The sequence below is a fragment of the Prauserella oleivorans genome, assembly GCF_042685745.1.
GTDB lineage: Bacteria > Actinomycetota > Actinomycetes > Mycobacteriales > Pseudonocardiaceae > Prauserella_A > Prauserella_A oleivorans.
This window is the reverse complement of the sequence record NZ_JBHUNT010000001.1, coordinates 2,094,145-2,117,786: the sequence shown is the minus strand read 5'-3', so window position 1 is coordinate 2,117,786 and position 23,642 is coordinate 2,094,145. Positions and strand designations below refer to the sequence as shown.

Genomic DNA, 23,642 nt, shown 5'->3' with positions numbered 1-23,642 from the left:
ATCAGATGAGTCGCGGCGAGATCGCGATGCGAAACGGCGCGTCGGACCAGTACGCGAAGTCGATCTTCGCCACCCCCGCGGGCACCACGAAGGACTTGCCGGCGTGCTCCCACACGGTGAATTCGTCCCACCCGTTGCGCGCGAGGAGGTCGCCCTGGCCGCCCGGGTTACGCACGTCCGGGCCCGCCAGCGGGGCGTCCTGGTTGTTCCAGGTGTTCAGCCCGCGGACGACGACGGCCCGGTTGTACGCCGGCGCGATCACCAGGTCGTGTGCGCGCAGGATCGACGGCATCGGGATGGACTCGATGCGGCTCCAGTCCTCGCCGCCGCCTGCGGGTAGCTCGAGCATGTCCGTACCTCCGGTGAGAATCGCGAGCGCGTCACTCGGGGCCCGGCCGTCCCCGATGCCCGGGAGCGGCTTGAGGATCAGGTTGCGATCGGTGGTGACGCGGCGGCCGCCGTCGGTGACGACGGGCTGGTGATTGTTGTCCTGCCAGATGTGCACGTGCGGGCGGACGTCGGCGCGCCGGCCGGCTTGCCAGAACAGGGACGCGTGCCCCTTCGCGGCGTCCATCGCGTTGCCGAACCCGTAGGCGCCGACCCGGCCGCGGCCGAGCACGGAGGCCGCGCCGTCCAGATACGCGCGCCAGGTGGCCGGGTCCGGCAGCGACGGGCGGTCGTTGGTGAAGAAGACGAGGCCGCGATAGCCGAGGTGATCGGCGCCGGCTTGCGCACGGCGTGCGTTGCGGACGCCGGTGTCGTAGCCGCCGTCGGCGTCGGTGGTGTCGTCCTGGTAGACGAGCAACTGCCCGAGGCCGGCCCGGCGGTGCTCGTCGAACTCGGCGCGCGTGGTGTGTTTCCGCAGCCGCCCCGGCGGGTTCATGAGGCTGGGCGCGGTCACATAGCGGATGACGCCGGCATAGCCGTGTCGCTTGAGCGCGGCCGCCGAGAGCGTGCCGTCCGAGTAGTCGGCCCACCATTCGTCGGCCATGTCAGCTCCACGCCGCCGGTCGCGGCTGCCCCGCGCGGCCACCGGCGACACCGGCCGCGCCAGGTACGGACCACATCCTCGCTCGCCTCCGTGACTCGTCGACGCGACCGAGCACGCCGGCGAGTCTAGCGTCGACGCCCTTGTCCGGGGCCGGAAATGTGTCCGACCCGGGACTGTCTGGTGTGGACAGTCATCGGCCCCCGTGCCCGGATCGGTCCGAGCCGGGTCTCGTGCGGACCGCGGAGTGGTGGCCGGACGGACCGGTGACCCTCGCCGAGATGGAGCGGATCATCCATGGGGCCGTCGGCCGCAAGCTCAGGCCCACCGGCACCGCGACCGTGGCCCCGCCTCCGGTCGGGACGGGGCCACGAGCCGCATCACAGGTGCTCGGCTCCATGCCGCACGGCGGCGTAGGCGTCGACCGCGCCGTGCCCGTAGAACCCGTTGAACGCGGGCGTTCCGGTGCAGGTCGCCGTGAACGACTCGTCCCGCCCCTCGTCGAGGTAGTCGACCGTGTTCGGCACCGGGCACGGGATCTGCGCCGCGGTACCGAGCAGCACGCGCTCGACGGCGTCCGGATCCATGCCGAACTCGCCGCGCTTGTTCGAGCCGTACTCCGAGACGATCAGTGCCGCGACTCCGGCCGCGTGCGGCGACGCCATCGACGTGCCCTGCAGGTACTGGTAGTACCCCACCGTGCCGTCGGCGGCCGTGGCCTTGGTGACGCCGAGTTCCCGGCCGAGCGGAGTGATGTTGCCGTGGGCGTCGATGGTGCCCTCCGCGAGGGCGACGTTGCGCGGGTAGGCCGACAGAATCATGTTCTCGTTGGCCTGGAACCGGTCGGTGCCGAAGTAGTCGCGGAAGTACCCGCCCGGAGCGGACACCGAGATCTGCTCGGTGCCGTAGTTGGAGAAGTCGGCCTTCGCCTGGGACGGCCCGAACGCCGACACCGAGATCACGTGCTCACCCTCGGTCGGCAGCGAGAAGCAGCCGGCGTTGTCGATGTCGCGGTCGTGCTCGGAGCCCGCCGGGTAGTTGGGGCTGCCGGTGTCGGGCTGGGGCGCGCCGAGATCGGTGTGCTGGTTGCCGAGGGCCACCACCTGTGTGACGCCTTTGCGGTGCGCGTAGTTCAGCGCCCGCGTCACGGCCTCGATCGTCAGCCGCTGCGCGGCCTGCTGCTCGGGCGAGTCGGCCGGGTTGGCCACACAGTTGTACAGCCACGGGTCGACGTAGAACGACATGTTGATGACGTCGATGCCCGCGTCGCCGGCATAGGTGATGGCGTCGACCACCGACTGCAGGAAGAAGTAGCCGGAGTCCTGGCCCGCGCGCAGATTGACCAGCGTGACGTTGGGCGCGACCCCGGAGATGCCGGTGCCGTCGGCCGCGGCCGCGATCGTGCCCGCGACGTGGGTGCCGTGCCCGTTGCCGTCGTGGTCGACGGGGTCGATGCAGCCTCGGAACTCGCACGGCCCGTCGACCTCGTTGCCGTTCGGGTCGGCAGGGATGTCGCGCACGAAGTTGCGGGAGGCGCGCGCGTCGAAGTTGGGGGCGATGTCGGGGTGCGTGCCGTCGACACCGGTGTCGATGACGCCGACCTTCACCCGCTCGTCGCCGGGCTGCACGGTGCGCGCGAGGTCCGACCGGACGGACTTGAGCCCCCAGAGTTTGTCGTCGAGCGGGTCGGTGCCGGCCGGGCCGGGCTGCTTGCCCTTTCCGCGTGCGGTACGCGCGACATAGCGGTTCTCCCGCTCGATCCGCTCGTCCGGAGAGGCGGCGCGCGCCCGCTTCGGGGCGCTGCCGATGGGGCGGGCCTCCGCCGCGGACAGCACCGCGTCACTCGTGGCGACCCGCTCGGTAAACCCGTTCGCCGGCGCGGTCGCGGTGATGAGGCCGACGGCCTGATTGGTCCGCACCACCGTGCCGCCCGCGTCCCGGACGGCGCGAGCCGCCTCTCCGACGCTCTGTCCCTCGGCGGCCAGGACGGTGTATTCGGTGGCCGGGCCGGACAGCTGGGGCTGGGCGGTGGCGGTGGGCGCCACCACGGCCACGATGCCGCCGAGCAGCGGCACTGCGAGCGCAGCGGCCAGAAGCTTGGGTCTTCTCACTCGGTTTCCTCCTCGGACAAGAGTGAGAAGAACCTATGCGTTCCGATGACGCCTACGCAGCAAGATCCTACGAAAGTCGGATCAGGCGAGGGACAGGGCGATGCCGTCGAGAATGTCGTGCTCGCTCACCACGAGCTCGTCCGGACCACCACGGCGAGCCAGCTCCTCGGCGAGCACCCGCACGATCAGCGCTCCACCGCCGATCACGTCCACCCGCCCGGGGTGGATCACGGGGTTCGCGGCGCGTGCGGCGTGGTCGGCCGCGAGCAGCTCGCCGGCGATCCGGTCGATCTCGGCGTGCGAGAGCCGGGACAGGTGCGTGCGCTCCGAGTCGTACTCCGGCAGCTCCTGCGAAACGGCCGAGAGCGTGGTCACGGTCCCGGCGACGCCGATCCACGTCTTCGCCTTCGCCACGTCCACCACGTCGAACGCGCCGGCCAGCACCTCGGCCGCGAGGGCGCGAGCCGCCGCCACCTCGTCAGCGGTCGGCGGGTCGCCCGCGAGCGCGCGCTCGGTGATCCGCACGCACCCGATGTCCACCGACTTCGCGGCGAGCACCTCGGCCCGCTGACCGTCCCACGTGCCGAGGACGAGCTCCGTCGACCCGCCGCCGACGTCGACGACGAGGAAAGGACCGTCCTCGGGGTCCTGCTCCCCCACCGCGCCGGTGAACGACAGCCGGGCCTCCTCGTCGCCGGTGATGACCTCGGCCTCGACGCCCAGCACCTCGCGCGTCATGGCGAAGAAGTCGTCGCGGTTGCTCGCGTCGCGGGTGGCCGACGTGGCGACCATGCGGACTTTCTCGACGCCCTTGCGGCGCGCCGCGATGGTGTACGCGGCGAGGGCCTCGCGGGTGCGGTCCAGCGCCTCGGGCGCGAGCCTGCCGGTCGCGTCGACGCCCTGACCGAGCCGGACGACCCGCATCTCGCGATGGAGGTCACGTAGGTCGACGCTGCCGTCGTGCCGGTGCGTCAGCTCCGCGACGAGCAGGCGGATCGAGTTGGTTCCACAGTCGATGGCGGCTACCCGGGGCATGACCCGAGCCTAACCGCCATGTGGCGCGTCCCCGCCCGGGCGGTAGGTGCGGCGGTTTCGTGCCGGTGTCTGGCGCTCCCGTCGCCGTGTCTGCCGCTCCCGTCGCCGTGTGCGCCATTCGCGAAGGTCGTCGGGCCGCCGGGCCGCCGGTCTAACGGATGTTCCGGGTGGCCGTGATGACGCCCGGCACGCTCGCCGGACTTGCGGCCGGCGCGTGCGGCGCGGACGCCGGTTCGATGGGCTCCTCCGGTTCGCACCCGGGTGGGCGTGCGTCATCCGCCGGGACCGGTTGCGTCGGCCTGGCCACGTCCGGTGGTGGAGGCTTCGGGGGTGCCGGTTGCGGCGGCACGGGTTGCGGCGTGTTCGGTGGCGCCGGGGTCTCCGGGGTCGGCGTCTCACACTCCGGCGGCTCGGGGGGATCCGTCGTGCCCGGCGGCGGTGTCGTCCCCGGCGGCTGGCTACCGGGTGGCCTGCTGCCGGGTGGCTGGGTCGTGCCGGGTGGTTGGGTACCGGGCGGCGTGGCTCCAGGCGGCTGACTGCTGGGCGGTTGTTCGCCCGGCGGCGTGGTGCCCGGCGGTTGGGTGCCCGGCGGCGTAGTGCCCGGCGGTTGGGTGCCCGGCGGTTGGGTGCCCGGCGGCGTAGTGCCAGGCGGTGTCGTCCCCGGCGGAGTGGTACCAGGCGGAGACGTGCCAGGCGGTGTGGTCGGGGGCGTGGGCACAGGCGGCGTCGTCTCCGGCGGCGTCGTGCCGGATGGCGACGTCTCCGACGGGGTGGTCCCCGGTGAAGTCGTACCCGGGGGTGCGATCTCCGGCGGCGTGCCCCCAGGCCGCGTCACCCCGGGCGGCGTGGCCCCAGGCGGCGTCACCCCAGGCGGCGTGGCCCCAGGCGGCGTCACCCCAGGCTGCGTACCACCGGGCCGCGACATGCCAGGTGCCCGGCCGAGCCCGTCATCACCCGGCAGGGTCCCGGCCGGCGGGCGCGGCAGCGCGAGGACCGGAGGCGGCGTGCCGGGCGGAACAGGGGCCGGCCTGCTCGGCGGCGGCACCGGGGACGGCGCCTCCCGGGTCGGCACGGACGGCACGCCGAGCGGAACGTCGCTGTCCGGCTGCGGCAGCACGCCGTCGCGGTAGGCCTCCGCCCAGCGGATCACCGTCTCGACGTAGGACCGGGAGTTGTTGTAGCGGTAGAGGGCCGCCCGCAGCTGGTCGCCGTTGGCGAGGTCCAGCCCGCCCGAGCACAGGTACCGCGCCGTGGCGACGGTCGCGTCGAACAGATTGTCCGGGTCGCGCCTGCCGTCGCCGTTGCCGTCGGCGCCGTGGCGCGCCCACGTGGCCGGGATGAACTGCGTCGGCCCGACGGCGCGGTCCCAGCCGATGTCGCCGTCGAGCCGGCCGCCGTCGGTGTCGAGGATCGCCGCGACGTTGCCCGAGCCGTTGAGCACCGGACCGAGAATCGGCTCCAGCGTATCGCCCTCGGCGTCGACGTAACCGCCGCGCGCGTGATTCGACTCGGTCCGGCCGATGCTCGCGATCAAGGCCCAGTCGATGTTGCAACCGGGGAACTCCGCGCCCACGATTCGGGCGGCGTTGCGGTAGGCGGCCAGCGCGGTGGCCGGAATGCCCAACGGCCCCGGCTCGGGCGGATCGGTGACGACGCCCAGGTCCTCCGGGTCGGGTGGCTCGGGCAGGCTGCCGTCCACGGAGATCCGGTCGGGGCCTCGCGGATTGGTGCCGCCCAGCGGCACGTCGTGCGCGGACCGGGTGGTCTCATTTCCCGCGGAGTCGTCGTTGCGCAGCACGACGGCCGGCACCACGGCCAGCGAGCCGGCCACCGCGGTCACGAAAAGCTTGTGCCGTAACCCGAATCGGCGGCCGGTGGACCTTCGCGGTTCGACCACGCCTCGCCCCCTCCTCGCGTGCCGGCGACGCCCCTACGTCCTACGTCGCACAGATTGCCCGGCCGTGACGCGGGCCTCACACGAAAGGGAAAACTACTCGGCAGGTTGCTCCACTCGAGGTAACGGACTGCACTCCCCGGAGGGCCAGCCGCCTTCCCGGAGGAGCTCCAGCGTCTCGTCGCCGAAGGGGTTCACGCCCGGCCCGCAGGCCAGCGTGTGCGCGAGATGGACGTGCAGGCACTTGACCCGCCCCGGCATGCCGCCCGCGGTGACCTGGTGGCCGAGCGGCTCGATGGCGTCGCGCTGCGCCAGGTAGGACTCGTGCGCACGCCGGTACGCCGCCGCCAGCTCGGGATCCCGGCCGAGCCGCTCGGTCATCTCGCGCATGAGCCCCGATGCCTCGAGCCTGCCCACCAGCGAGGTCAGGTTCGGGCAGGTCAGGTAGTACAGCGTCGGAAACGGCGTACCGTCCTCGAGCCGAGGATTGGTCTGCACCACACTGGGGTGCCCGCTCGGGCAACGCGCCGCGACGGCCCGCAGCGCCCGCGGCGGCCTGCCCAGCTGACGGGCGATGATCTCCCGGTCCGCGTCGGTCACGGGCTCGAACTCGGTCCTATTCACCCTTGGTCACGCCATCCCACAACGTCTCGTACCAGGTGCCCCCGCGACGCACCGAGCTCTGGTTCTCCTCGGGCCGCTCCGCGGCGGCCTTGTCCTCCGGCAGCTGCACCATGTACGGCGTCTCGCCGGGCATCACGTACCGCAGCCTGCGCCGCGCCTCGGCCTCCACCTGCGCGGGGTCGGACAGCTCGGCCTTGCGGTCCTCCAGCCTGCCGACCTCCTGCCGCAGTTCTGCCTGCCGCGCCTCCTCCTCGGCGACCTCGGCGCGCTGCGACAGGTACGTCCGCAGCGGGACGGCGATGGTGAAGGCGAGCGCACACACCACGATCGCCACCACCGCCGCCCGCCGGGTCGTGGACATCCCCAGCACCTTGGCCGCGCCGGAGGCACGGGTGACCGTCAGGCCACGGCGCAGCCGCCACCTGCGGTCGCCCCGCCGCGTCGGCCGCGGCGAGCGCAGGCCGCGGGGGGACGAGCCGCGAGCCCGTCCCCCGCTGCGCCTGCCACGTGCTCTGCCCCGTTCGGCCACCGGTCTCGTCAGCTCTCCGGAGTGAACCGCGGGAAGGCCAGGTCACCCGCGTAGCGGGCGGCGTCGCCGAGGGTCTCCTCGATGCGCAGCAGCTGGTTGTACTTGGCCACGCGCTCGCTGCGCGCAGGCGCACCGGTCTTGATCTGGCCGACACCGGTGGCCACCGCCAGGTCGGCGATCGTCGTGTCCTCGGTCTCGCCGGAACGGTGGCTCATCATGCACTTGTAGCCGTACGACGTGGCCAGCGTGACCGCGTCGAGCGTCTCCGACAGCGTGCCGATCTGATTGACCTTCACCAGCAGCGCGTTCGCGGCGCGGCGGGCGATGCCCTCCTCGAGCCGGTCGGGGTTGGTGACGAAAAGGTCGTCGCCCACCAGCTGCAGCTTCTCGCCGAGCTCGGCGGTGAGCCGCACCCAGCCGTCCCAGTCGTCCTCGGACAGCGGGTCCTCGATGGACACCAGCGGGTAGGCGTCCGCCAGCTCGGTGTAGTAGCCGATCAGGTGCTCGGCGCTGCGCTTGGACCCCTCGAAGGTGTAGGCGCCGTCGTCGAAGAACTCGGTCGCCGCCACGTCGAGCGCCAGCGCGATGTCGCGGCCCGGCTGGTAGCCGGCCTTCTCGATCGCCGTGACGATGATGTCGAGCGCCTCACGGTTGTTCGACAGGCTCGGCGCGAAACCACCCTCGTCACCGAGACCGGTGGAGAGCCCGCGACCCTTCAGCACCGACTTCAGCGAGTGGTAGGTCTCCGCGCCCCAGCGCAGCGCCTCGCGGAACGACTCGGCGCCGATCGGAGCGATCATGAACTCCTGGATGTCGACGTCGGTGTCCGCGTGCGCGCCGCCGTTGAGGATGTTCAGCATCGGCACGGGCAGCACGTGCGCGTTCGGCCCGCCGAGGTAGCGGAACAGCTCCAGCTCTGCGGAGTCCGCCGCCGCCTTCGCGACGGCCAGCGAGACGCCAAGAATGGCGTTGGCGCCCAGGCGGGACTTGTCCGGCGTGCCGTCGAGGTCCAGCAGCTTCTGGTCGACGATGCGCTGGTCGACGGCGTCCACGCCGACGAGATCAGGGCCGATCTCGTCGAGCACCGCCGAGACCGCGCGCTCGACGCCCTTGCCGCCGTAGCGGTTCGCGTCACCGTCCCGCAACTCCACGGCCTCGTGCTCACCGGTGGACGCACCCGACGGGACCGCGGCCCGCGCCAGCGTGCCGTCGTCCAGAGCCACCTCCACCTCGACCGTCGGGTTGCCACGAGAGTCCAGAATCTCGCGCGCGCCTACCTGCTCGATAACCGCCACACTTGCTCCTCACCCGGTTGTGCCAGCGACGATGGCACCCAGCGTAGACGCCCGCGCCGGTCACCCGGTGGAGGCACGCACTCAGGGCAGTGCGCCGCGCGTCACTCCTGCTCGGGACGGATCTCCTGCCAGCCGGTCGGCAGCTCCACGGTGTCGGAAACCCGCTGCCAGAACGCCCAGCTGTTGCCGCCGATGTCTTGGACCGTGAACAGGCGCGCGCCGTACGGCTGGTCCTGCGGACGCGTCACCTCGACGGTGTCGCCGACGGCCTCGCAGACCCGCTCGTACTGCGCGTCCACGTCGTCGACGTACACGACGTTGAGCTGGCCGACCGGACCGTCGACGCCTTTGCCGGTCCAGTAGTCGGCCCCGACGCCGGTCAGGTGAATCTCGGCGTCACCGGCGGTGACGGTGGCCTGGAAGACCTCGCCTGCCGCGTCGACGTAGCGCACCTTCTCCTCGAACCCGAACACGCGGGTCAGCCACTCCAGCGCCTCGGTGGCATCGGTGTAGTACAGGTACGGCGCGAGGCCGAGGTACCTCGGGTCTTCGTCGCTCATGACGGGCTAGTCCACCATATGGAAGATCGCCGCGCCCGGGACCCCCGGTTGCTCCGGCCGGTCGATCATGGTCTCCGCGTCGGTCCGCGTGGGTCGAGAATCGTCGTCGCCGCAGGTACCGTCGACAGAATCATGGATGACGAGAAGCCATTACCGAGGCCGGCCCAGTCTGTACCGGGCGAGGTGCGGTTTCAGGCGTTCCGTCAGGCCGAGGCACTGGTCCGGCGGCGGCCGCTCGCTGCGCTGAAGGCGCTGGAGCCGGTGCTGGACGCCGAGCCGGACAAGCCGAGCGTGCAGCTGCTGGCCGGTCGCGCGTACTTCCACTCCGCCCAGCTCAACCGTGCTGAACGGGCGCTGAGCCGGGTGATCGAACTGGATCCTTCCGATCACTACGCCCGGTTCGTCCTCGGCAGGACCCTGCAGCGCCTCGGCCGGTTGGTCGAGGCGCTCGCGCAACTGCGGATGGCATCGGCCATGAACCCGGTGCCGGAATACCAGGACGCCATCGGAGAGGTCTCCGCCCGGCTCGCGCTCGGCAATCCCTGACGGCTCACTGCCGCGGGGTCGCGGTGGCGTAGGCGTCGGCGCCGCTGAACACGTCCTGGGCGTAGTCGACCGAGTTGTTGTAGGCGAGCACGGCGTCCCACCAGCCCTGCGGGGTGGAGAGATCGCGGCCGCCGGAACACAGGAAGCGCGCGGCCGCCAGCGCGGCGTCGTCGATGTTCTGCGGGTCGGGCCCGTTGCCGTCCCTGACCGACCTGGCGGCCCAGCGCTGCCACGTGCCGGGCAGGAACTGCATCGGGCCGACCGCCCGGTCCCAGCGGGTGTCGCCGTCGAGGCGGCCGCGGTCGGTGTCGGGGATCGCCCGTACACCTGGTGAGCCGTCCAGCGGCACGCCGATGATGGACGTGCCGGGCAGCCCGTCGTCGCCGATGCCGCCACCGAGCTCGCCGTGCCGCGACTCGATCCGGCCGATGCCGGCCAGCGTGGCCCACGACAGGTTGCATCCCGGCTGCTCGCCGGCCAGCCACATCTCGGCGCGACCGTAGGCGGCCGCCACCCGGGCGGGCACCCCGGTCGCGTCGGCGACCTGCCGCGCCCAGGCCTCGAGTTCCTCCTGGTCGGAGGCTCTCGGCCGGTCGACGGGCGCGGCGAGCGCGGGACTGGGAACGGTCTGGTGCGAGCGCGGCCGCTGATCCGGGACGGGGACCTCGGTCTCGGGGCGCTCCTCGTCGTCGCGGTGAACACCGATGGTGAGGACGAGGATCAGGCCGGTCCCGACGAGCGCGAGCGTGAGTGCGATCCGCGCGAGCGCGGGGTGCACCGGTGGCGGACGACGCCCTGCCCGTACGCGTGGCGTGCGGCGCGAGGTGGGTTCGCTCACCCGCCCAGGTTACGCGGGGTGCCCCGGCCAGAATCGCCGCCATCCGTCGGCATCGAGGTCCGCCGGGTTCCAGCCGGCGTCCCGCGCCGCCCGTTCGGCGGCGCGGACCTGGTGGGCGAACGCCTTCGCGACCGCCCGCAGCTCGCCCTCCGGATCGATGCCCGCCCGGCGCGCGGCCGCGGCGATGCGGAACAGCCTGGAGCCCTCGTCGTCGCCCGCGGGGAACAGGTCGAACGGCACCCCGGAGCGGCCCGTGCGCTGGCCGAGCTTGCCCGCCAGTGCCGCGGCGGGCTGCCCCAGCGCCACACCGTCCATGATGGACTCACGTTGCTTCTCGGCCTGCTTGAGCTCCTCCCAGCGCAGCTGCTGGTGCTCGGCGGTCTCGACGCGGTCTGCGCCCGTGAACACGTGCGGGTGCCTGCCGACGAGCTTCGTCACGAGCCGGTCGGCCACCTCGTCGATGTCGAACGCGTCGGTGGAGTGCTCGGCGGCCACGCGGGCGTGGAAGAGCACCTGCAGCAGCACGTCGCCCAGCTCCTCCCGCAGCGCCGCGCGGTCGCCCTCCTCGATCGCCTCGAGCAGTTCGTAGGTCTCCTCGACGAGATACTGGCGCAGCGACTCGTGCGTCTGCGCGGCGTCCCACGGGCAGCCGCCGGGCGAGCGGAGGCGGTCCATCACCTCGGCGGCGCGCAGCAGCGGCGGCACCGGCGTGTCGACGACGGTCGCGCCCGCCTCGATCAACGCCGCCGCACCCGGGTCGTCCGCGTTCATGGCGACGAGCACGACACCGCTCTGCGTGGTCAGCTCCTCCGGAGCCGGGGCCGGCTTCGCCTCGAGCGAGGCCCGCATGCCTTCGGAGAGCTCGGCCGCGGCGTAGACGTGTTCGGCCGCACGCAGCACACCCAGTGCCGCGGCGGGAAGTACCTCCGGCAGTGCCGGGGAACAGAGCACCACCGTCGCGGATCGCCAGGTCATGGCTGCACGGTACGGGACCGCAACTGGTAGCCCGACACCTCGTCCTCGTTGGCCGCCGGGGCCAGCGCGGTCTCGTCCCACACGCCGTATCGCGGGTTGATGCGGACCCCGACCTCCTCCGCGATCGGCTGCAGCAACCGCAGTCCGGTGAAGTACAGGTACTCCGGACTCGTCCTGGTCGCGGCCGACCGGTCACCCCGGGCCGCCACGCGGCGGTCCTCGACGAGAGCCACCAGCCAGCCGGTCTGCTGCCTGCTGGGCTGGATCACCAGCACGGTGCCCTCCGCGGCGCCGAAGATCGCGCTCGCGGCGACCTCCGGTTGCGTCTGGATGACGTCTGCGAGCGGCAGGTCGGCGTCGAGCACCTCGTGCCCGCTCTGCCGGACGATCCGGCGCACCTGGCCCGGCTGCTCCGCGATGCGCCTGCCGAGCTCCATCGCCTGCTCCTTCGCGGTGGACCCGGCACTCTCGGTGACGATCGTGGTGCCGATCAGGCTGACCGTCAGCCGGTCGAGGTAGCGCTGCGCGAGCTGCTGCAGCAGGATCTGGTCGGTCGCGATCTCGCGCACGCGCCCCGGCTCGACGCCCACCGACCGCGCGATCGCCTCGGCGCCGCCACTGGTCTCGACCAACTCCGTCACCTGCGCCGGATCGGCCCGCAGCCCCTCGCGCTCGGCGGCGATCGCGGTGAGCTCGTGGGCGACGCGGCTGCGCACCACCTCGCGCGCCTGCAGGTCGAGCTTGCGCTGCTGCTTGGCCTGCTCGGCCTGCGGCACGTTGTCGAGCAGCCACCGGATCTCCTGCTGAACGTCGTCCAGCGGCACCGAACGGTCCCCGACGATCGCGGCCGAGGTGACCTGACTCGGTCCGGACCCGCACCCGGCGAGCACCAGGCCGGCGACCAGAGCGACGGACAGCGTGGCAGCGCGTCTCATGATCCGGATCACAGGCCGTACCCTCTCACACGACCGGGTGCGGATCGCAAGCGCGCACGCGGCACTGGGGCCTCATGCCGGGCCTGACGCCGGCTACGCGCCGGCGGCGGCGGGCTGCTTCGTCATCGCCGTCAGCAGGTTGGTGCACCAGTCGAGCAGCGCCTCGTCCCGCAGCGGGGGCGCGCCGATGCGGCCGCCCGCCGGGCCCTCGGTCGGCTTCGGCACCGACACGGTGTGCGTCACCGCCTTGTACACCGCCTTCGGGTACAGCCGCCTGAGCCGCACGAGCTGCGAGTCGGCCAGTGGCAGCGGCGTGAACCGGATGGTGTTGCCCTGCACGGTGACCTCGGTGACGCCTGCCCTGCGGCACACCTGCCGGAACGCCGCCACGGCGAGCAGCCTGCGCACGGGCTCGGGCGGCTGACCGTACCGGTCGACGAGCTCGTCGAGGACGCCGTCCAACTCGGACTGATCGGCCGCCGCGGCGATCTTGCGGTACGCCTCCAGCCGCAACCGCTCGCCCGGCACGTAGTCGTGCGGGATGTGCGCGTCGACGGGCAGGTCCACGCGAACCTCGGCCGGGGCCTCCTCCTCGACCGGCTCCGCGCCCGCACTGCGGCGGAACACGTCGACCGCCTCGCCGACGAGCCGGACGTAGAGATCGAAGCCGACGCCCGCGATGTGGCCGGACTGCTCCGCGCCCAGGATGTTGCCGGCGCCACGGATCTCCAGGTCCTTCATGGCCACCGCCATGCCCGCGCCCAGCTCGGTGTTCTGCGCGATGGTGGCCAGCCGGTCGTGCGCGGTCTCGGTGAGCGGCTTGTCCGGCGGGTACAGGAAGTAGGCGTACCCGCGTTCGCGGCCGCGGCCGACCCGGCCCCGCAGCTGGTGCAGCTGGGCCAGCCCGAGCAGGTCACCGCGCTCCACGATGAGCGTGTTGGCGTTGGAGATGTCGAGCCCGGTCTCGACGATGGTGGTGCACACCAGCACGTCGAACTCGCGCTCCCAGAAACCCTGGATGATCTGTTCGAGCTTGTGCTCGTTCATCTGGCCGTGGGCGGTGACGACGCGAGCCTCCGGCACGAGTTCCCGGATTCGCCGCGCCGCCTTCTCGATCGACGACACCCGGTTGTGCACGTAGAACACCTGGCCGTCGCGCAACAGCTCGCGGCGGATGGCGGCGGCCACCTGCTTGTCGTCGTACGCGCCGACGTAGGTGAGGATCGGGTGCCGGTCCTCGGGCGGGGTCAGGATGGTCGACATCTCGCGGATGCCCGCCATGCTCATCTCGAGCGTGCGCGGGATCGGGGTGGCCGACATCGTGAGCACGTCGACGTGCGTCCGCAGCGCCTTGATGTGCTCCTTGTGCTCGACGCCGAACCGCTGCTCCTCGTCGACGATCACGAGGCCGAGGTCCTTGTAGCGGACTCCGGTCTGCAACAGCCGGTGGGTTCCGATGACGATGTCGATCTCGCCGTTCGCCAGGCCCTCGAGCGTCTTCTCCGCCTCGTGCGGCTCGGTGAACCGGGACAGCCCGCGGATGGTCACCGGGAAGGAGCGCATCCGCTCGGTGAACGTGTTGAGGTGCTGCTGGGCCAGCAGCGTCGTCGGCACGAGCACCACCACCTGCTTGCCGTCCTGCACGGCCTTGAACGCCGCGCGCACCGCGATCTCTGTCTTGCCGTAGCCGACGTCACCGCAGATGACCCGGTCCATCGGCACGCTGCGTTCCATGTCGGCCTTGACCTCGTCGATGGCCGCGAGCTGGTCGTTGGTTTCCACGAATGGGAAGGCGTCCTCGAGTTCCCGCTGCCACGGCGTGTCCGGGCCGAAGGCGTACCCGGGCGCGGCCTGCCGCGCGGCGTAGAGCTGCACGAGCTCTGCGGCGATCTCCTTGACCGCCTTGCGTGCCTTGGCCTTCGTGTTCTTCCAGTCCGAGCCGCCCAGCTTGTTCAGCGTCGGCAGCTCGCCACCGACGTAGCGCGACACCTCGTCGAGCTGGTCACTGGGCACGAACAGCCGGTCGCCGGGGTGGCCGCGCTTGGACGGCGCGTACTCGAGGACCAGGTACTCCCGCGTGGCGCCACCGACGGTGCGCTGCACCATCTCGACGAACCGGCCGATGCCGTGCTGGTCGTGCACCACGTAGTCGCCGGCCTTGAGCGCCAGCGGGTCGACGGCGTTGCGCCGCCGCGACGGCATCTTCGTGTTCAGATCCCGCCCGGAGCGGGTGAGGCTCGCCCCGCGCCCGGTGATGTCGGACTCGCTGAGCACGACGAGCGCGCACTCCGGGGCGACGAACCCCTCGGTGACGGCCCCGCACGTCACCGTCACGACGCCCGGCTTCGGCGGCTCGCGCAGCGCGTCGGCCAGGGTGGCGGGTACATCGGCGCCGGAGAGCTGTTCGACGGCCCGTTGCGCCGTCCCCGTACCGGCCACGACGACGACCGCCGCCCCGCCCGCGGCGGTGTGGGCCCGCAGGTCGGTGCTGACGCGGTCGAGCTCCCCGCGGTAGGCGGGGGCGGCATCGATGGCGACGTGGTAGACGTCGGCCTCGCTGGTCAGCTGCGAGAGGGTCCACCACGCGCGGCCGGTGTCGGTGGCGTGCGTGCGTACCTCGGCGAGCCCGCGGTAGGCCGACGCCCCGAGGTCGATGGGCGCCGCTCCTCCCCCCGCCGCGCTCATCCAGGACGCCTCGAGGAACTCCTGCCCGGTGCGCACGAGGTCGGCCGCGCGGGCGCGGATCTTCTCCGGATCGGTGAGGACCACGTGCGTGCCCTCGGGCATCGCGTCGGTGAGGAGCTCGAGCTCGCCCTCGCACAGCACCGGGATGAGCGCTTCCATGCCCTCGCACGGGATGCCGTCGGCGAGCTTGGTGAGCATCTCGGCGAGGTGGGCGTCCGCCGCGTGAGTCTCGGCCAGCTCCGCCGCGCGCGCCTTGACCTCAGGGGTGAGCAGCAGCTCCCGGCACGGCGGCGCGACCACTTCGGACACCTCGCCCGGCAGCGAGCGCTGGTCGGACACGGCGAATGCGCGGATCTCGCTGACCTCGTCGCCCCAGAACTCGACGCGGTGCGGGTGCTCGTCGGTGGGCGAGAAGACATCCAGGATGCCACCACGGACCGCGAACTCACCGCGCTTCTCGACCATGTCCACCCGCGTGTACGCGAGCTCGACGAGCCGGTCGAGGACGCCCTCGAAGTCCTGCTCCTCGCCGACCCGCAGCTCCACCGGTGCCAGGTCGCCGAGCCGCGGCGCCATCGGCTGGATGAGGCTGCGCACGGTCGCCACGACCACCCGCAGGCCGCCGTGCCCTGGTTGGGCGAGCCGGTGCAGCACCGCGAGCCGCTTGCCGATCGTGTCCGCCCTTGGTGAGAGCCGCTCGTGCGGCAGGGTTTCCCACGACGGGAAGTCGGCGACGACGTCCTCGCCGAGCAGGCTGCCGAGCGCGCTCGTCAGCTCCTCGGCCTCGCGGCCGGTCGCCGTCACGGCCAGCACGGGCCTGCCCGCTCCGTTCTCGGCAGCGAGTGCCGCGATCACGAGCTGGCGGGTGGCCGGCGCGCCGTCGAGATCCAGCAACGGCGCGCCAGCGCGCTCGAGCACACCGCGCAGGGCGGGGTCCGCAAGGACGGTGGCGAGCAGCCCGGACAACTGGGCAGCGTTGTTTTCGTCGGACGGGTTGGACACGACCACGAAATCCCCTCACACGAGAACAGACCCCTGCCTGGGACGAGGCAATGCAGGGGCGCTCACCTCCAGAGTACGCAGCCGCGCCGACAACCAGCGACGGAACCCGCGGCACGGCAGACTGGGCGCATGCGTCCGCGAACACCGGCCGTCGTCTCGCTGGCACTGCTCGCACTCGTCACCGCGTGCACGGGTGAACAACCGGCGCAGCAGCAACAGCCGGCCGAGCCTGCCCGCACCACCGCCGCCACCACCACGGCCTCGCCCACGTCGGGGGCGGCGGCGCCCACCGGCACGGCACTGCGCGTGGAGGAGGTGGCGGGCGGGCTCGAGCACGGCTGGGACATCGGGTTCCTGCCCGACGGCCGGATGCTGGTCACCGAGCGACCGGCCCGGTTCAAGCTCGTCGACGCGGGCACCGTCACCGAGATCTCCGCCGACCTCGACGACGTCCACGTCGAGGGCGAGGGCGGCCTGATGGGGCTGGTCGTGCACCCTGACTTCGAGCGCACCCGGGAGTTCACCACCTGCCAGACCCACCAGGACAACGGCGACGCGATCGACGTCCGGCTCGTCACCTGGCGGCTCTCCGAGGACGCGCGCGCGGCCACCCGCGTGCGCGATCTGCTTACCGGGCTGCCGGTCAACGACAGCGGACGGCACTCGGGCTGCAGGCCCACCATCGCCGCCGACGGTGCGCTGCTCGTCGGCACCGGCGACACCGCGGACGATCCGGCGATCCCGCAGGACCGGCGCAACCTCGGCGGCAAGGTGCTGCGCATCGACCTGCGCACGGGCGAGGGACTGCCGGACAACCCGTTCGCCTCGTCGCGGGATGCGAACGAGCGGCGTATCTACACCTACGGCCACCGCAACGTCCAGGGCGTCGCGGTGCGGCCGGGGTCGGGTCAGGTGTTCGCCTCCGAGCACGGCCCCACGGGGTTCGACGAGATGAACCGCATCCGCCCCGGCGCCAACTACGGCTGGGACCCCTCGCAGGGCGGCACGGTCGACTTCTACGACGAGGACGTCCCGATGACCGACCGCGAGCGCTTCCCCGACGCCGTGCCGCCGTTGTGGACGTCCGGCGAGACGTCGACCGAGGCACCGTCGGGCGCGGCGTTTCTCACCGGCGAGCGGTGGGGTGAGCTGAACGGCAGCCTCGCCGTGGTGGCGTTGCGTGGCCAGAAGGTGCTGCTGTTCCAGTTGAACGACGCCGGCACCGAGGTGACGAACCTGCACCTGCCGACCGAGCTGAACGACACCTACGGCAGGTTGCGCGGGGTGCGCAGCGGGCCGGACGGCGCGCTTTACATCACCACGTCCGAAGGCGACGACGACAAGCTGCTGCGCGTCACGCTCGCCGGGTCGTGAGGGCTCAGGTCTCGGTGAGCCGCAGCCTCGGCTTGTGTTCCAGATGCGACAGGCCGTTCCACGCCAGATTCACCAGGTGGGCGGCGACCTCGTCGCGTTTGGGCTTGCGCGCATCGAGCCACCACTGCCCGGTGAGCGCGACCATGCCGACCAGCGCCTGCGCGTAGAGCGCGGAGTACTTGTCGTCGTAGCCGCGGGCGGAGAACTCCTGGCCGAGGATGTGCTCGACCTGGCTGGCGATGTCGTTGAGCAGGGTGGAGAACGTCCCGGTGGCGCTGGCGACCGGTGAGTCGCGGACCAAGATCCGGAATCCGTCCTGCGAGTCCTCGACGTAGCTCAGCAGCGCCACCGCAGCCTGCTCCAGCATCGCGCGCGGATGTCCACCGTGCAAAGTGGACACCATTCGGTCGAGCAGGCTCTGCGCCTCCCGGTCGACGACGACGGCGTAGATGCCTTCCTTACCGCCGAAGTGTTCGTAGACGACGGGCTTGGAGACGCTCGCGCGCCGGGCGATCTCCTCGATGGACGTGCCGTCGAAGCCCTTCTCGGCGAACAACGCGCGGGCCACGTTGAGCAGCTGCTGCCTGCGCTCGGTTCCCGTCATGCGCACGCGGGGCACCGCCGGGGCGTTCGGGCGCGCCCCGGCGGTGGCCGCTTCTCGCTTCGCTCGCCGTCGACCCGCCATTCACAAGAAAATACGTGACGCACGGCATCTCCGTGTGGGCGGTGGTCGGCGACGGGTGGGCCGGTCAGGCCGTGACCGACAGCTTGTCCAGCCGCTTCGGGGTCGGCCAGCGCACGTTGTAGGCCCAGCCGAGCTTCTCGAACAGCCAGATGACGCGAGCGGAGATGTCGATCTGGCCGCGCTTGACGCCGTGCCGGGCCGACGTCGGGTCGGCGTGGTGCAGGTTGTGCCAGGACTCGCCGAACGACAACACCGCCATCGGCCAGAAGTTCGCCGAGCGGTCGCGCGCGGCGAAGGGCCGCTCGCCGATCATGTGGCAGATCGAGTTCACCGACCACGTGACGTGGTGCAGCACGCAGACCCGGACCAGCCCGGCCCAGAAGAACGCAGTCACCGCGCCCCACCACGACCAGGTCACCAGCCCGCCGATGATCCCGGGCAGTACCAGGGTCAGCAGGGTCCAGAGCCAGAACAGCTGGTCCACCTTGACGATGGCCTTGTCCTTGAGCAGGTCGGGGGCGAACCGCTGGGCGTTGCTCTTGTCGCGGTCGAACAGCCACCCCATGTGCGCGTGCCAGAAGCCCTTGGCGATCGCGAGCGGCGAGGTGCCGAACAGCCACGGCGAGTGCGGGTCGCCCTCCCGGTCGGAGAACGCGTGGTGCCTGCGGTGGTCGGCCACCCAGGTGATGACCGGGCCCTGTACGGCCATGCTCCCCGCGATGGCCATCACCACCCGTAGCCACGGCTTCGCCTTGAACGAGCCGTGGGTGAAGTGGCGGTGGAAGGCCACGGTGATGCCGAGGCCCGAGAAGGCATAGAAGAAGACGAACAGCGCGACGTCAACCCAGGACAGCCCCCAGCCCCAGGCGAACGGTACGGCGGCGATCAGTGCCACCAGCGGTGCCAGGACCCCGAAGTACACCGCGAACTGAACGCCGGGGCCGCGCTTTCCGTCGAGGATGGGTTTCGGGCCGTTGGTCGTTTCTTTCCGGGATACCGGGGAATCGCCGAGCGTTGCCGTCATGCACTTCACTTCTTTCCACGAGGCGATCTTGCGAAGGGTCGCCTAACCTACGAGGGCGTAAGTTACGGTACAGGAGGTTTACCCCCTGGGGGAGAGCTGAAAACCGGCGCATCGGCCCCGTCCCGAGGGGCCCGACTCGAACTGGCTATCCTGACCAGGCGCGATCCGCCGTAGTGTAATTGGCAGCACTTCAGATTTTGGTTCTGACAGTCCAGGTTCGAGCCCTGGCGGCGGAGCAAGCGGCATTCTGCTGGCCCTAGGGGGTGTGTGGCGGCTGCACGGTGAGGAGCACGACGCGGAGGAACCCCGTCGCCCGGCGTTGGGGGACATGTCCGACGCCTGGTTGCTCGGCCGTGCCCGCGAACTGATCGCGGCGGTCCAGCGCAGCGACCGTCCCGAGCAGCTCAAGGTCATCGACACCCTCGACGACCTGCTCGAGGAGACCCAGCGCCGCGGCGAACCCCTCCTGGTGGCGCAGTTGCTCCGGGCCGCCGCGCTCGCCCGGCTGGTCACCCGCGGCATGGTCGGCGAGGCCGAGCAGCTGCTCGACGAGATGCTCGCCCACACCAAACGGCACGGCCTGACGTTGCTCCGTGCCGACGCCCACGCGCTGCGCGGCAGGCAGCTCGTGCTGGCGATGCAGGAGGACGCGGCCCTCACCGAGATCGCGCGGGCGCTGGCGCTGCTCGACGACCCGCCCGCCCCGGAGGTGGCGCTGGGCAGGCGCGCCTGGGACCGGCTGCTCTCCTCGGCCCTCAACGACTGCTGGATCGTGCTCAACCAGCTCGGCGTCTACGAGGCCGCCGAGGAGGTCATCGCCCGGGCTCACCAGGCCATCCGCGACAGCGCCGGGCCGCACGAGATCACCCTGCAGCTGATGAACCGCGTCAAGATGCTGCTCGGCTGGGGACTGCGCCTCGAGCGCGTCGGGCGCTACCGCGAGGCGGGCGAGAAGTTCCGCACCGCCGCCTCGATGGCCATCGCCGTCGAGGCGCCGTTCGCCGAGTCGCTGTTCCCCCGCAGGCCGGGCGTGCCGGCCGTGGAGCAGGTCGGCGTGCTGGCCGCGTCGCTGGCCTTCGCCGCTCCCAGCGCGGCACATGTGGAGCGGCTGCGCCGGCTGCACGGCACGCAGGGCTACCCCCACGAGAACATCCTGGTCACCATCGCGCTGGCCCGGTGCCTGGAGGTCGAGGGCCGCCGCGACGAGGCGTTCCGGCTGCTGCTGGAGGCCCGGCACAGCCAGACCGAGGACAACTCGCAGCCGTCGATGCGGCTCAACCTGGTGCGTGAGCTCGCCCGGCTGGGTGACGAGCCCGACGACCGGCAGGACGCGGAGCCGGGCGAACCGGCGGGCGAGGAGTCCAAGCCAGGCGGCCTGCTCGCCGACTACGCCGCCGCGCTCGAGGCCGAGCTGTGGTCGATGCGTGAGTCCCAGATCGCCACCCTCAACACGCGCCGCGAGCACGAGCGGCTCTCCGCCGAGCACGGCGCCATGACCCAGCAGGCGCTGCAGGACCCGCTCACGAGCCTGCCCAACCGGCGCGCCCTCGACGAGCGGCTCCGCACGCTCGCGTCGTCGGCCACGGCCCACCCGCTCGCCGTGGCGCTGGTCGACCTCGACGGGTTCAAGGACGTCAACGACCAGCACTCGCACGCCATGGGCGACGACGTGCTGCGCGTGGTCGCGAGCACCCTGCGGGACACCCTGCGCGGCGACGACGTGGTCGCACGCTACGGCGGTGACGAGTTCGTCGTGCTGCTGCCGGGTGCGCCGCTGTCGGCGGCGACCCAGGCGCTGACGCGGTCCGTCGACGCCGTCGCCTCCCTGCCCCAGCACCTCTCGCACGGCGTGACACTGTCGGTCGGGCTGGTGTCACTGCGCCCGCACGAACGCGCCGAGGAGGTGCTCTCCCGCGCCGACGCGGCCATGTACCAGGCGAAACGTCGCGGCGGGAACCAGATCGCGTCGTCGGCGCAGAGCGCGGGCGACGAGCAGCCGGAGGCCGAAGACGACCCCACGTTCGCCGCCGGAGGGCCGACGTAGGATCGTTGACCGGTCCAGAAGTCCCCGGTGAATTGAGGAGTGCCGTGACCGGGCCGCTGAGCACAGTGATCCTCGCTGCGGGCGAAGGCACCCGTATGCGTTCGGACATCCCGAAGGTGCTGCACCCCATCGCCGGCCGCCCGCTCGTCGAGCACGCCGTGCGCGCGGCGGCCGGGCTCGAGCCCGACGAGCTCGTCGTGGTCGTCGGCCACGGCCGCGACGCCGTCACCGGCCACCTGGGCACGGTCGCCGAGGCCATCGGCAGGCCGGTCCGCACGGCCGTGCAGGACAAGCAGCTCGGCACCGGGCACGCCGTGCGCTGCGCGCTCGACGCGCTGCCTGCCGCGGAGTCCGGGACCGTCCTGGTGACCTACGGCGACGTGCCGCTGCTCGACACCCCGACCCTGTCCGCACTGCTGGAGGAGCACGCGAAGGCGGGCAACGCTGTCACCGTGCTCACGGCCGTCGTGGCCGACCCGGCGGGCTACGGCCGCATCGTGCGCGACGCCGACGGCACGGTCACCGGCATCGTCGAGCACAAGGACGCCACCGACGAGCAGCGCGGGATCAGAGAGATCAACTCCGGGGTGTACGCGTTCGACGCCGCCGTCCTCGCCGCCGGCCTCTCCCGGCTCTCCACCGACAACGCCCAGGGCGAGCTCTACCTGACCGACGTGCTCGGCATCGCCCGCGGCGACGGGCGCACGGTCGGCGCCGTGCCGGTGGCGGACCCGTGGCTGACCGAGGGCGTCAACGACCGCGTGCAGCTGTCCGCCCTGGGCACCGAGCTCAACCGCCGGATCGTGCGGCGCTGGCAGCTGGAGGGCGTCACGGTGGTGGATCCGGCGTCCACCCGCATCGACCTGGGTGTGACGTTGGCCCGCGACGTGGTCATCGAGCCGGGCGTGCAGCTCTACGGGGATACCGTGGTGGGGGAGGGCGCGCGCATCGGTCCGGATTGCACACTCGTGAACATGCGGATCGGCGCCGGTGCCACCGTGGTCCGCACCCACGGCCGGGACTCGGTCATCGGCGAGAACGCGGAGGTCGGCCCGTTCGCCTACCTGCGGCCGGGCACGAAGCTCGGCGAGGCGGGCAAGATCGGCACGTTCGTCGAGACCAAGAAGGCCGACATCGGCACCGGGACGAAGGTGCCGCACCTGACCTACGTCGGGGATGCGACCATCGGGGAGTACAGCAACATCGGCGCCTCCAGCGTGTTCGTCAACTACGACGGCGTGGCCAAGCACCACACCACGATCGGCTCGTACGTCCGGACAGGCTCGGACACCATGTTCGTGGCGCCGGTGAACGTGGGAGACGGCGCGTACAGTGGCGCCGGCACGGTGATCCGCCGCGACGTGCCGCCGGGTGCGCTCGCGGTGTCGGGCTCGCCACAACGCAATATCGAAGGCTGGGTGCCCAGGCGCAGGCCGGGTACTCCCGCGGCGGAGGCAGCGGAAAGGGCGCTCGCCGCACAGCAGGAAACCGAAACCGACGGGGAGTCGCCAGAATGAGTCCGAAGTCCGGCACGCCGAAGAAGAACCTGATGCTCTTCTCGGGGCGTTCACACGTCGAACTCAGCGAAGAGGTCGCCAAGAACCTCAACGTGACGATCACCCCGCAGACGGTGCACACCTTCGCCAACGGCGAGATCTACGTGCGCTTCCAGGAGTCGGTTCGCGGCACGGACGCTTTCGTCCTGCAGAGCTTCTCCCCGCCGATCAACGAGTGGATCATGGAGCAGCTCATCATGGTGGACGCGCTCAAGCGCGCGAGCGCCAAGCGCATCACCGTGATCATGCCCTTCTACCCGTACTCGCGGCAGGACAAGAAGCACAAGGGCCGTGAGCCGATCTCGGCCCGGCTCATCGCCGACCTGTTCAAGACCGCGGGCGCCGACCGCATCATGACCGTCGATCTGCACACCGCGCAGATCCAGGGCTTCTTCGACGGCCCGGTCGACCACCTGCACGGGCAGAACGTCCTCGCCGACTACATCAACGAGCACTACGGCGACCAGGACATCGCGGTAGTCTCCCCCGACTCCGGCCGCGTGCGGCTCGCGGAGAAGTGGGCGCAGCAGCTCGGCGACCGGCCGATCGCGTTCATCCACAAGACCCGCGACCCCGACAAGCCGAACCAGGCCGTCGCCAACCGCGTGGTCGGCGAGGTGAAGAACCGCCTGTGCGTGTTGATCGACGACATGATCGACACGGGCGGCACGATCACCAAGGCTGCCGAGGCGCTGCTCGAGGAAGGTGCCTCCGACGTCGTGATCGCGTCGACGCACGGCATCCTCTCCGACCCGGCCACCGAGCGGCTGGCCAAGTGCAACGCGCGCGAGGTGATCGTCACCAACACGCTGCCGATCCCCGAGGAGAAGCGATTCCCCGGGCTGACGGTGCTCTCCATCGCGCCGCTGCTGGCCCGCGCCATCCAGGAGGTGTTCGAGGACGGCTCGGTGACGAGCCTGTTCGACGGCAGCGCCTGAGTTT

19 protein-coding genes and 1 tRNA gene are annotated in these 23,642 nt (G+C 71.6%); 6 read left to right on the top strand and 14 right to left on the bottom strand.

Translation table 11 applies throughout. The features are described from left to right. Window position 1 precedes the first annotated feature (1 nt). The 8 genes from ACFSZT_RS10505 to ACFSZT_RS10470 form a co-directional block, all read right to left on the bottom strand. Window positions 2-991 (bottom strand): glycoside hydrolase domain-containing protein, encoded by a 990-nt coding sequence (locus tag ACFSZT_RS10505; RefSeq protein WP_377389771.1) that lies wholly within the window; start codon window positions 989-991, stop codon window positions 2-4. A 377-nt stretch (window positions 992-1,368) separates the two neighbouring features. After that, window positions 1,369-3,099: a S8 family serine peptidase gene (locus ACFSZT_RS10500; RefSeq protein ID WP_377389769.1), complete on the bottom strand. Its 1,731-nt coding sequence runs from the start codon at window positions 3,097-3,099 to the stop codon at window positions 1,369-1,371. Between the two features lie 81 nt (window positions 3,100-3,180). Continuing rightward, window positions 3,181-4,134 carry a Ppx/GppA phosphatase family protein gene (locus ACFSZT_RS10495; RefSeq protein WP_377389767.1) on the bottom strand — a complete coding sequence of 318 codons (954 nt, stop codon included), beginning with the start codon at window positions 4,132-4,134 and terminating at the stop codon, window positions 3,181-3,183. Between the two features lie 151 nt (window positions 4,135-4,285). Further along, entirely contained in the window at window positions 4,286-5,974 is a 1,689-nt protein-coding gene (locus ACFSZT_RS10490; RefSeq protein WP_377389765.1) for a lytic murein transglycosylase, read from the bottom strand. Between the two features lie 150 nt (window positions 5,975-6,124). Next, the gene (locus ACFSZT_RS10485) at window positions 6,125-6,652 is read right to left on the bottom strand and encodes a DUF501 domain-containing protein (protein ID WP_377389763.1); all 528 of its coding nucleotides are present in this window, start codon (window positions 6,650-6,652) and stop codon (window positions 6,125-6,127) included. Continuing rightward, window positions 6,645-7,181 (bottom strand): FtsB family cell division protein, encoded by a 537-nt coding sequence (locus ACFSZT_RS10480; protein ID WP_377389761.1) that lies wholly within the window; start codon window positions 7,179-7,181, stop codon window positions 6,645-6,647. The genes ACFSZT_RS10485 and ACFSZT_RS10480 overlap by 8 nt, the downstream gene beginning before the upstream one ends. An 8-nt stretch (window positions 7,182-7,189) precedes the next feature. Further along, complete coding sequence (eno, locus tag ACFSZT_RS10475) at window positions 7,190-8,476, bottom strand: phosphopyruvate hydratase (protein WP_377389759.1); 1,287 nt, start codon at window positions 8,474-8,476, stop codon at window positions 7,190-7,192. Between the two features lie 101 nt (window positions 8,477-8,577). Then, window positions 8,578-9,036 (bottom strand): VOC family protein, encoded by a 459-nt coding sequence (locus tag ACFSZT_RS10470; protein ID WP_377389757.1) that lies wholly within the window; start codon window positions 9,034-9,036, stop codon window positions 8,578-8,580. 132 nt (window positions 9,037-9,168) lie between these two features. On the opposite strand from ACFSZT_RS10470, the gene ACFSZT_RS10465 reads away from it, so the two are divergent. Continuing rightward, complete coding sequence (locus tag ACFSZT_RS10465) at window positions 9,169-9,582, top strand: tetratricopeptide repeat protein (RefSeq protein ID WP_377389755.1); 414 nt, start codon at window positions 9,169-9,171, stop codon at window positions 9,580-9,582. Between the two features lie 4 nt (window positions 9,583-9,586). Here the strand turns inward: ACFSZT_RS10465 and ACFSZT_RS10460 are convergent, their stop codons facing one another. The 4 genes from ACFSZT_RS10460 to mfd all read right to left on the bottom strand — a co-directional run bounded on the left by ACFSZT_RS10460 (window position 9,587) and on the right by mfd (window position 16,017). After that, window positions 9,587-10,420 (bottom strand): murein transglycosylase, encoded by an 834-nt coding sequence (locus tag ACFSZT_RS10460; protein ID WP_377389753.1) that lies wholly within the window; start codon window positions 10,418-10,420, stop codon window positions 9,587-9,589. Between the two features lie 9 nt (window positions 10,421-10,429). Continuing rightward, complete coding sequence (locus ACFSZT_RS10455; RefSeq protein ID WP_377389750.1) at window positions 10,430-11,395, bottom strand: MazG family protein; 966 nt, start codon at window positions 11,393-11,395, stop codon at window positions 10,430-10,432. Continuing rightward, window positions 11,392-12,330, bottom strand: coding sequence for a hypothetical protein (locus tag ACFSZT_RS10450; protein ID WP_377389748.1), 939 nt, complete (start codon window positions 12,328-12,330; stop codon window positions 11,392-11,394). Before ACFSZT_RS10450 ends, ACFSZT_RS10455 begins: the two co-directional genes overlap by 4 nt. A gap of 93 nt (window positions 12,331-12,423) precedes the next feature. Next, window positions 12,424-16,017: a transcription-repair coupling factor gene (gene mfd / locus ACFSZT_RS10445; RefSeq protein ID WP_377389746.1), complete on the bottom strand. Its 3,594-nt coding sequence runs from the start codon at window positions 16,015-16,017 to the stop codon at window positions 12,424-12,426. A 129-nt stretch (window positions 16,018-16,146) separates the two neighbouring features. On the opposite strand from mfd, the gene ACFSZT_RS10440 reads away from it, so the two are divergent. Then, window positions 16,147-17,391: a PQQ-dependent sugar dehydrogenase gene (locus ACFSZT_RS10440; RefSeq protein WP_377389744.1), complete on the top strand. Its 1,245-nt coding sequence runs from the start codon at window positions 16,147-16,149 to the stop codon at window positions 17,389-17,391. A gap of 4 nt (window positions 17,392-17,395) precedes the next feature. On the opposite strand, the gene ACFSZT_RS10435 is transcribed toward ACFSZT_RS10440, so the two are convergent. Beyond that, window positions 17,396-17,995 (bottom strand): TetR family transcriptional regulator, encoded by a 600-nt coding sequence (locus ACFSZT_RS10435; RefSeq protein WP_377389865.1) that lies wholly within the window; start codon window positions 17,993-17,995, stop codon window positions 17,396-17,398. Window positions 17,996-18,140: 145 nt separating this feature from the next. Then, window positions 18,141-19,100 carry an acyl-CoA desaturase gene (locus ACFSZT_RS10430; protein ID WP_377389742.1) on the bottom strand — a complete coding sequence of 320 codons (960 nt, stop codon included), beginning with the start codon at window positions 19,098-19,100 and terminating at the stop codon, window positions 18,141-18,143. A gap of 164 nt (window positions 19,101-19,264) precedes the next feature. Here ACFSZT_RS10430 and ACFSZT_RS10425 point away from each other — a divergent pair. The 4 genes from ACFSZT_RS10425 (at window position 19,265) to ACFSZT_RS10410 (ending at window position 23,638) form a co-directional block, all read left to right on the top strand. Beyond that, window positions 19,265-19,336 (top strand) — tRNA-Gln (locus ACFSZT_RS10425). Between the two features lie 92 nt (window positions 19,337-19,428). Further along, complete coding sequence (locus ACFSZT_RS10420) at window positions 19,429-21,144, top strand: GGDEF domain-containing protein (protein ID WP_377389740.1); 1,716 nt, start codon at window positions 19,429-19,431, stop codon at window positions 21,142-21,144. A gap of 44 nt (window positions 21,145-21,188) precedes the next feature. Further along, on the top strand, window positions 21,189-22,661 hold the full coding sequence (gene glmU / locus ACFSZT_RS10415) for a bifunctional UDP-N-acetylglucosamine diphosphorylase/glucosamine-1-phosphate N-acetyltransferase GlmU (protein WP_377389738.1): 1,473 nt from the start codon (window positions 21,189-21,191) through the stop codon (window positions 22,659-22,661). Continuing rightward, window positions 22,658-23,638: a ribose-phosphate diphosphokinase gene (locus ACFSZT_RS10410; protein WP_377389736.1), complete on the top strand. Its 981-nt coding sequence runs from the start codon at window positions 22,658-22,660 to the stop codon at window positions 23,636-23,638. The genes glmU and ACFSZT_RS10410 overlap by 4 nt, the downstream gene beginning before the upstream one ends. Window positions 23,639-23,642 lie beyond the last annotated feature (4 nt).